Here is an 8,374-nt window from a genome sequence, read left to right on the forward strand (position 1 = left end):
GTGGCGCGGCCTTGGTCGACACAGCCGTCCCTTCCAACGGCGGAACCTGAAGGGGCTCGATGAGGGCTATCGACTACGTCGTCGCCAGCCCCGGTATCAAGTCGTTCACGTCTACGGCGTCGACCGGCTTCTGATTGAGAAAGACCAGTACCCGGCGGCGCGTAGCACGGTAACGCACCGAGGCGCGTCAGCCCCGGCGACGTCGACGGACTACGTTGTTACAATTGTCCGCTAGGCTCATGACTTCGGTGAAGAACGCTTCCACGACTTCATGCTCCAGCAACCGGTCGCGGTTCTTCGAGAACACCGAGTGGTCCCACACGGCGACCTCAATCCCCAGCCCGACAAACCAGCGGAACAGCAGGTTGTAGCGCATCTGCTCCATCAGCATGCGCTCGCTGCGCACTGAGTAGAACACCTGCAACAGCAGCGCCCGCATCAGCTTCTCAGGCGCAATCGAGACACGGCCGGTGTCCGCATAGATGACGCTGAACAGCCCGTTGAGTCGTTTCAACGCATCATTCACCAGCAACCGGATCGGTCGCAATGGGTGATCTGCCGGGACGAGGTCCTCCAGCTTGACCCTGCATCTCATCCATTCCGCGCGTCGCATCCGCTACCAAAGATCATGAACACGATATCCATAACGCTCGTCCCTCAAACCCCGTTTACACGGGATCCAAATTCAACAGCCTGTTAGGGAAGCTATAAACTGATCCACCTGTCTCGAGCGCTCCATCACTTTGTCGCGTGAGGCCGCCACGACTGACGAACCCAATGCCTACGACGTGATCGCGCGACTCACTAGTCCCGCTTGAGCGCAAACAATTGCTGTCGGCGGCTCGTAGCCAAACGGTGCGCGCAGCGGACACGCGGCGTGCCCGGTTGATCCTGATGCTTGACGACGGAGAGACACGTGAGGCGATCATGCGGCGGCTGCGCTGTGACTCCCGCTTCATTAGTCGTTGGTCGAGCCGGTTCCTGGCCGAGCGGCTGGCAGGCCTGTACGCGCGCCATCCGGGACGAGCTCCGGTGCATCCGCCTGACAAGCTGGAGGCGCGGGTTCTGAATCTCACGCTCAAGCATCGACCTGCGGACGGCTCGACGCATTGGAGCAGTTATAAGCTTGCTGCTGCTTTGGGCGATGTGGGTGCCTCGACGATTCAGCGCATCTGGCGAAAGCACGGCGTGCGGCCCCATCGGCTCGATACGCACATGGTTTCAAATGATCCTGACTTCGAGACCAAGGCGGCAGACGTGATCGGGCTGTATCTGAACCCGCCCGCACGCGCGGCGATGTTCTGCGTAGATGCGAAGACGGTCATTCAGGCCCTGGATCGTAAAGACCGGATGCTGCCGCTGTCACCCGGACGCGCCGAGAGCCACGGCATCGAATACAAGCGCAACGGCACGCTGAGCCTGATCGCCGCGCTCAACACGACGACGGGGGAAGTCATCGGCAAGACGGCGCCGCGCCATACTAGCGAGCAGTTCGTGGCCTTTCTCGCCGACGTTAGCCAGCGGCCCAAACAAGAGATCCATATGATCTGCGACAACGTCAGCAGCCACAAGACCCCGCGCGTGCAAGAGTTCCTGCGGCAACACCGAAACGTGCGGTTGCACTACACGCCGACCTATACCTCTTGGCTCAATCAGGTGGAGAACTGGTTCTCGCGCATCCAGCGCGACGTGATTGCGTGAGGCATCTTCACCACGGTAAAGGATCTGGAGCGCAAGCTGATGCGCTGTATCCGCGAGCACAACAAGAATCCCAAGCCGATTAAATGGAAGTACGGCGATCCATCGCGGCGAATTCGACGAGTGCCATTTCAATGACGCAGTTGACTAGCGAGACGAAAAGGCCAGCAATGGTCGCGCTCATCAGGTTCGACAAAGTGGCCGCAGTCAGCGCCCGCAGACCATATCGGCCGACGCGTCCGCGGATGTCCGGGTTGATCGCGCCGAAGCTACCGGTCAAGATTGCGATCGAGGAAAAATTGGCGAACCCGCACAATGCGAATGAGACAATCGCCAATGTTTTAGGCGTCAAGATTTGCAGCCCGCTTGCGGCAACCTGAGCTGTAGTTTGCAGGTACGGTGCCAAACCTGTATAAGCAACATACTCGTTCAAGATCAATTTCACGCCAATGAAGTTTCTGGCGATCGATGCGTCGTGTCAAGGTGCGCCGATCAGCCACGCAAGTGGTAAGAAGAGTAGCCCAAGCAGCGACTGCAAGGTTACATCGTGGAACCCGATGAAGGTTGCGATGCCTGAGACCATGTTATTGAGCAGGGCAATGAGACCAATGAAAGTGATCAGCATCGCCGCCACGTGCATTGCGATCTTCACGCCAACAGCACCGCCCGCGGCAACTGCATCGATGACGTTGGCAGCTAGCTTCTTATCGAACTCCAGTGAGTCGACTTCATTGTGATTCATCTCGGTAACCGGGCAGATTATCTTCCCGAAAAGAATACCGCCCGGTCCCGCCATGAAAGACGCCGCGATCAGAGGCTCTGTCGCGATCAGGTTGGCGGGACGAGAAAGCCCCGATATGATGAGGATTACTTACATGGCCAGCGAATAAAATTGCTCGGCAGCAGTCAACTGGATCCCAGCGGCTTTCATCTGCCCCTTCCTGATCATATGCATCACTCGATGCCAGGCAGGATGATGCGGGCGCAACGAAAATCCTTGAAGCCCATCATGGGTTTGACAATCCGTTTGATGGAGCGATGGTCCTGTTCGACAACGTTGTTCAGGTATTTGGGAAATCCACCGTCTTTCCGGCCTTGTCCGCAGCGCGATAAAGGTATTTCCACTGGCCACGCACCTTGGCGTACGTCTCGTCCACCGCCAGCTCTTGCCGGGGCGGCCAGTGGAAATGTTTGCACTGGGCCGCATGAAAAAAACTGCTGCTCCACACAGTTTGTTCTGGCTGAACTGCATATCAATTATTTTGATGTTAATTGTCTTGTGTCTCTCCCCCTAGGAGGCGAAACTTTTATCTCGCGCGGGCAGTGTGCGGTAACCAAGCGGGCTCGCCAACGGTTGAAAGATTGATTCAGAGTAGTGGGCGGCACCTCTTAAATCAGTAGGATCAGGTATGGTCGTTGAGCCACTAGCTGCTCAGGAATGGTTCGGCACCTTGCTGATGTTAGGCGGTGCATCACATCGCGTTTCCAATATCTCCTTCGTAAATTTATATGGCAGAGCTCGCAAAAATTACCGATGACACCCTTGGTGCTGTGCAAATTTGGGGGTTCCATGGAGAATGCAACGTAAGGGACGTCGCGGCGGCTGTTGAGGAGATCGCTGCGGGGCTAAAGGGCGACGGGCATACAATTCACGTGATGTCAGGCACCCACGGCTGTTGCGTGGGGCGAGTCGGTGCTGTCGCAATGCGCGAGCAAAGGTTTTCGGAACAAGATCGGGCTCTTGCCCACCCCATGACGGCAGACAACAAGGCCATTGTTGTGGCTGTCCACGACTTCAATACGGACAAGTTGCCGGCTCCCGACTATGTGTCCGCAGCGATGGCCAAGCTCAACAAGGACATCCGCACGATCGTGGCAGAGACGCCCGGGATTCCTACATTCCTGCTCGCCTATTGCTGCAGTGCAGGCACGAAGTAGCAGCGATGGGTTCCGCGGGGTTTTGTCTTCAAGTCGCCCCGGGCATGCAGCCAATCCACTGCTCGCTCAGCCCGAGCCGGAGCGAATGAGCCGTCCGGCGCGGCCGGGCCAACTCAAGTCCGAAGCAAGTCGATGAAGCGCGACTGGCCCGTCATGCGGACGGCCGACGCGGCGCGCACTCGCACGTTCAGGAAAGCTGATCTGATCGCGGCGCTGTGTGATCGTGCGGGGCTAAGCCGGGAGGAGGCGACTGAAATGATCGAGGCGTTTTTCGAGACCCTACGCGCCACGCTGGCTGCCGGCGAAACGGTCAAGCTTGCCGGGTTCGGGGTCTTTGCGTTGCGTGACAAGCCACCGCGCCCCGGACGCAATCCGCAGACCGGCGTCGCTGCGCCCATTGCGGCACGCCGCATCGTAAAGTTTCGCGCCAGCGCGCAGCTGCAGGCGCGCGTGGAGCGGGATGACGCATGAAGAATGAAAGATCCCCCCAGGTCGCGCTGATTCGGGCAGCCCCGTGCTGAGGCGAACCGTTGTGTGGGTGATCGCGTTCATTGACGGTGCAACGACCCGGTGGTGGGGCAGCATCAATGACTGGCAGCCGGACGAAACCCGTCTGAGCTCGGCGCCACGCTTGAGCGCTACCTTGGGCTCGTGGAAGCGTACCGGGCAGGCCGGGTGCCACAGCGCACGCACTCATGGTGTACCGCGACGGCACGTTCGCTTCGGTGATGCTGGGCGGCAGCACGCCTGAGGCCATCGGGTCTTACCCAGCAAGGCAGCGGGGGTGGCGCGCACGCGCAACGCCGCCCTTGGCTGAAGGCATGACCCGGCAGGCGCACTGAAGACTGATCGCCACTGCTTCGGCGCGTGAAACTCCCCCCCAGAAATGCGAACGTATTGCACCGCCCCTGTCAGGACAGGCAAGTACATCCCGGCCGGTTTTCGGCCACAGTACAGGAACGTGACGTTTTCAAGTGGAGGCGCACGAAGGGAAGATGGAGAGCCTTCATAAAAAACGGGAGAAGTCGGTGGGAAAACAGGCAAGGCACCCTGACGGCGGCGCGAGACAGCCTTTGAGGGACGGGGCTCAGTCAACCAGTCCCGTTGTTTTGATCGCCCAGCGGATGGAATTGGCACGCAATCCGGCGACGGGCAAGGAGATCAACGAGGCGACAGGAATCATCCGGGTGAAGACGCCCCTCTGCAGGGTAGCAATGCCCGCGTCGGCTATTCAGCAAGTTTCTTTTTTCCGCACCGTGCCCCGGTTCACGGTTCCATTCTTGACGGGAGAAGTCAACGCTCAGTCCACACGAATTTGCAACCCTGATGCTGGTTCGCCACGCAGCGGATCAGCTCGACATGAACCGCGCCGAACTGGACGCGCTCCTCGAACGGCAACTGGTGATGCTGGAACACGGCTCCGTGGGCAGGCGTCGCGCGCACCTGACGGAAAGGGGGCGGCCAGTCCTCGACGTGCTGCATCCGGACAGCGTTGAGCGGCGAAATCGCGCACCCGGGGCTAACGCAGGCGGCGATGCCAGGGACGGAGTTCCCAGGCCAGTGTTCGCCGCGACGGATTCCGCAATGCCGCAAGACGGAGGCTGAATACTGGTGTCCCGAATGACGACTACCGCGACGGCAGTCGCGCATATCAGGTGCAAGAAAAGGCAACGAAAATAGGGCGCTGGGCTGCACCGCGGCAAAGAGGGATAACTGATAACGACGGCCATTAGGAATCCCGCGTCCGCCCGGGCACTACTGCGCTACAACCCCGGCTCGCTGGCCGGGCTCCCGCATTCCGGTACGGTCACAATAATCTACAGGAAGGCAGGAGGACGAAGATGTCGTCATTGCCGTCACCGGCGGATAATTGTTGCGTCATCCTGACGCTCACATGAGTCGAAGGACGATCCTCTGGAGCAGGGCCGGCAGGTCGCGTCGCGTATCGACCACGAGGTGAATGAAAACCGTGTCGTCCCGCACCTGGTAGATGATCCGGTTCCTGCCGCATAGGGCCTGCCGGAAACGCTCATCGACGAAGCCTTCGAGTTCGGCAGGAATATGGCCACTGTTGGGATACTGGCGAATCTGCGTGATGGTTTCCTGAATCTGCGCCGATGTCTGACGCCAGGTCTCCCATCCGAAGGTTCGGACAATGTAACTTCTCAGCTCGTCGATGCCGATCCGCGCGGTCGGCAGGACGCGGTACTTCAGCGGCGAGGCCGGCATCAGCGAAGTTTTTCCTGGCGGTCGAGTTCGTTGAGCTCCCCGAAGAATTCGTCGCCGTCGACATGGTCGTCGCGCTCGATATGCTTCTGGCCGATGGCCAGGATCTTCAGCAGCGCGATGGTCTGCTGGGTCGCGTCGTAGGTTCGCACGTCCTGGACCACGAGTTTTGCTTCACCGTTCTGCGTGATGATGAGCGGCTCTCCCGAGTCGGTGAGGTCCTTGACGATCTGGGCGGCTTCGCTTTTGAGGTAGCTGATCGGCTTGACGTGATCGGCGAGGTGCATGGGGCGCTCCGTTGGGTCTAATAGGACTAAATATAGACCGTTATCGGTCACATCGCAACCGGCTACGAGGCTGGCAGCCGGCGTATTTAACATAATTAACATTATCGCAGTTTTATGTGTGGCAGCTATATCCTAATGTCGTGTTCTGGCTATTTACAGATGTCGCGTTTTTGACCACTGGCATGCTGGGCGGCTCGTGCGAACTACGGAGCCGGCGATGCGACCAGGCGAACTGGTGACACTAACGATGCGAGAGCTAGACCGACTCAAGATGATCCAGGCGGTGGCCGAAACCGGTTTGAAGCCTGGGCGCGCTGCTGAACGGCTGGGCCTGAGCGTGCGCCAGGTCGAGCGGCTGGTGCTCCGGTATCGCGAGCACGGACCAGCCGGTGTGGCTTCGGGCCGACGCGGACGGCCAGGCAACCGCAAGCTCGACGAAGGCCTGGCGTTGCGCGCGCTGACCATCATCCGTGAGCGCTATGCCGATTTTGGACCGACGCTGGCTGCCGAGAAGCTGTGGGAATGCCACGGCCTGCGGCTCGCGAAGGAAACGGTGAGGAAGCTCATGACGGACGCCGGACTGTGGGTGCCTCGCCGGCAGCGGCCACCGAAGGTGTATCAGCCAAGGGCACGGCGTGCACCAGCCCATAGCCGAGATCGTCTAGGATCGCATTGAGCAACGCCACCGGCGAAGGAAAATAGTGCCTCGGGTACCGGCCGACCGTCACACCGAAATGTGAACGGAAGAACACGTCATGCAGGGCGTCCTTCCGGTCAAACAGGATGGCGGTGGCCTTGAGCGCGCCCGGCAAGGTCAGGCCACCGGCGAAATATTCGTGCGCGAAACATAACGTCCCGTACCGTCCGTAATGGCTGACTCGAAATCCTCTCCTCGGGTCGGGTGCCAGCCAGTCCTGGACCATACGTCTCAACGACACTCCCGAAATCGCCATAAGTTCCTCCATCATTTCGACGGCGACGGTACTGCGCCCCTGAAGATCAACAGTCGTTAACACGCGGTTGATAGCGCCACCAAGACCTAGACTTACTTGGGACTTGCGTTTCCGCGCTTCGGCGGCACATCGGTGCAGACGCCCTCGTACAGCTCGGCGGCCATGCCGATTGACTCGCCCAGCGTCGGGTGCGGGTGAATCGTCTTGCCGATGTCGGTCGCATCCGCGCCCATTTCCACCGCGAGGCAGACTTCGCTGATGAGGTCGCCCGCGTTCAGGCCGACGATGCCGCCGCCGATCACGCGATGCGTCTCTTCGTCGAAGATCAGCTTCGTGAAGCCCTCGTCGCGGCCGTTGGCGATCGCGCGGCCCGAAGCGGCCCACGGGAACACCGCCTTGCCGTACTTGATGCCTTCGGCCTTGCACTGGTCTTCGGTCTTGCCGGCCCACGCCACTTCCGGATCGGTGTAGGCCACCGAAGGAATCTGCAGCGCGTCGAAGTACGCCTTCTCGCCGTGCGCCGCTTCCGCCGCCACGTGGCCTTCATGCACGGCCTTGTGCGCGAGCATCGGTTGGCCGACCACGTCGCCGATCGCGAAGATGTGCGGCACGTTGGTGCGCATCTGCTTGTCGACTTCGATGAAGCCGCGGTCCGTCACCGCTACGCCCGCCTTGTCCGCGCCGATCTTCTTGCCGTTGGGCGAGCGGCCCACGGCGACCAGCACGAGGTCGTAGCGTTGCGGCTCGGCCGGCGCCTTTTCGCCCTCGAACGACACATAGATGCCGTCGTCCTTCGCCTCGGCGTTCGTGGTCCTGGTCTTGAGCATGACGTTCGCGAAGCGCTTCGCGTTGTACTTCTCCCAGACCTTCACGAGGTCGCGGTCCGCACCGGCCATCAGACCGTCGAGCATTTCCACGACGTCGATCTGCGCGCCGAGCGTCGCGTAGACGGTGGCCATTTCCAGACCGATGATGCCGCCGCCGATCACCAGCATCTCCTGCGGAATCTGACGCAGTTCCAGCGCGCCGGTCGAATCGACCACGCGCGGATCTTCCGGCATGAACGGCAGTTTCACGGCCTGCGAACCCGCAGCGATGATCGCCTGCTTGAACTTGACGATCTTCTTGCCGTTCTCGCCCACCACTTCCATGTGGTTCGGATCGAGGAACGCGCCCACGCCCGTCACGACTTCGACCTTGCGCGCCTTCGCCATGCCGGCGAGGCCGCCCGTCAGCTTCTTGACGACGCCCGACTTGAAGTCGCGCAACTTG

Annotated in this window: 6 protein-coding genes and 6 pseudogenes; 5 read left to right on the forward strand and 7 right to left on the reverse strand. The window is 60.4% G+C overall.

Annotated elements, in window-relative coordinates:
• Positions 1-226 precede the first annotated feature (226 nt).
• Positions 227-599: pseudogene (locus tag BFD71_RS36365) on the reverse strand (transposase); the annotation flags it as partial.
• 229 nt (positions 600-828) lie between these two features.
• On the opposite strand from BFD71_RS36365, the pseudogene BFD71_RS36370 reads away from it, so the two are divergent.
• Positions 829-1,836: pseudogene (locus BFD71_RS36370) on the forward strand (IS630 family transposase).
• Positions 1,837-1,846: 10 nt separating this feature from the next.
• Here the strand turns inward: BFD71_RS36370 and BFD71_RS41075 are convergent.
• Positions 1,847-2,527 (reverse strand): annotated as a pseudogene (locus tag BFD71_RS41075) (nucleoside transporter C-terminal domain-containing protein); the annotation flags it as partial.
• A 42-nt stretch (positions 2,528-2,569) separates the two neighbouring features.
• Positions 2,570-2,858, reverse strand: a pseudogene (locus tag BFD71_RS42975) (DDE-type integrase/transposase/recombinase); the annotation flags it as partial.
• A 349-nt stretch (positions 2,859-3,207) separates the two neighbouring features.
• Here BFD71_RS42975 and BFD71_RS36385 point away from each other — a divergent pair.
• The 3 genes from BFD71_RS36385 to BFD71_RS42535 all read left to right on the forward strand — a co-directional run bounded on the left by BFD71_RS36385 (position 3,208) and on the right by BFD71_RS42535 (position 5,241).
• Positions 3,208-3,636 (forward strand): hypothetical protein, encoded by a 429-nt coding sequence (locus BFD71_RS36385; RefSeq protein ID WP_069269035.1) that lies wholly within the window; start codon positions 3,208-3,210, stop codon positions 3,634-3,636.
• A gap of 132 nt (positions 3,637-3,768) precedes the next feature.
• Complete coding sequence (locus tag BFD71_RS36390; RefSeq protein WP_069269036.1) at positions 3,769-4,107, forward strand: integration host factor subunit alpha; 339 nt, start codon at positions 3,769-3,771, stop codon at positions 4,105-4,107.
• An 855-nt stretch (positions 4,108-4,962) separates the two neighbouring features.
• Positions 4,963-5,241, forward strand: a complete 279-nt coding sequence (locus BFD71_RS42535) for a hypothetical protein (RefSeq protein WP_069269037.1) — start codon at positions 4,963-4,965, stop codon at positions 5,239-5,241.
• 285 nt (positions 5,242-5,526) lie between these two features.
• Here the strand turns inward: BFD71_RS42535 and BFD71_RS39915 are convergent, their stop codons facing one another.
• Both BFD71_RS39915 and BFD71_RS36405 read right to left on the reverse strand, forming a co-directional pair.
• On the reverse strand, positions 5,527-5,865 hold the full coding sequence (locus BFD71_RS39915) for a type II toxin-antitoxin system RelE/ParE family toxin (RefSeq protein ID WP_083245687.1): 339 nt from the start codon (positions 5,863-5,865) through the stop codon (positions 5,527-5,529).
• Positions 5,865-6,149 (reverse strand): type II toxin-antitoxin system Phd/YefM family antitoxin, encoded by a 285-nt coding sequence (locus BFD71_RS36405; RefSeq protein ID WP_069269038.1) that lies wholly within the window; start codon positions 6,147-6,149, stop codon positions 5,865-5,867. Before BFD71_RS36405 ends, BFD71_RS39915 begins: the two co-directional genes overlap by 1 nt.
• Positions 6,150-6,366: 217 nt before the next feature.
• On the opposite strand from BFD71_RS36405, the pseudogene BFD71_RS39920 reads away from it, so the two are divergent.
• Positions 6,367-6,789: pseudogene (locus tag BFD71_RS39920) on the forward strand (helix-turn-helix domain-containing protein); the annotation flags it as partial.
• Here the strand turns inward: BFD71_RS39920 and BFD71_RS39925 are convergent.
• Both BFD71_RS39925 and BFD71_RS36420 read right to left on the reverse strand, forming a co-directional pair.
• Positions 6,779-6,994 (reverse strand): annotated as a pseudogene (locus tag BFD71_RS39925) (HTH-type transcriptional regulator ArgP); the annotation flags it as partial. The pseudogenes BFD71_RS39920 and BFD71_RS39925 sit on opposite strands and share 11 nt — an antisense overlap.
• Positions 6,995-7,194: 200 nt before the next feature.
• Positions 7,195-8,374: dihydrolipoyl dehydrogenase family protein (locus BFD71_RS36420; RefSeq protein ID WP_069269044.1), on the reverse strand; the 1,180-nt coding region annotated here is incomplete at its 5' end.

Source organism: Paraburkholderia nodosa, assembly GCF_001718195.1.
Classification (GTDB): domain Bacteria; phylum Pseudomonadota; class Gammaproteobacteria; order Burkholderiales; family Burkholderiaceae; genus Paraburkholderia; species Paraburkholderia nodosa_A.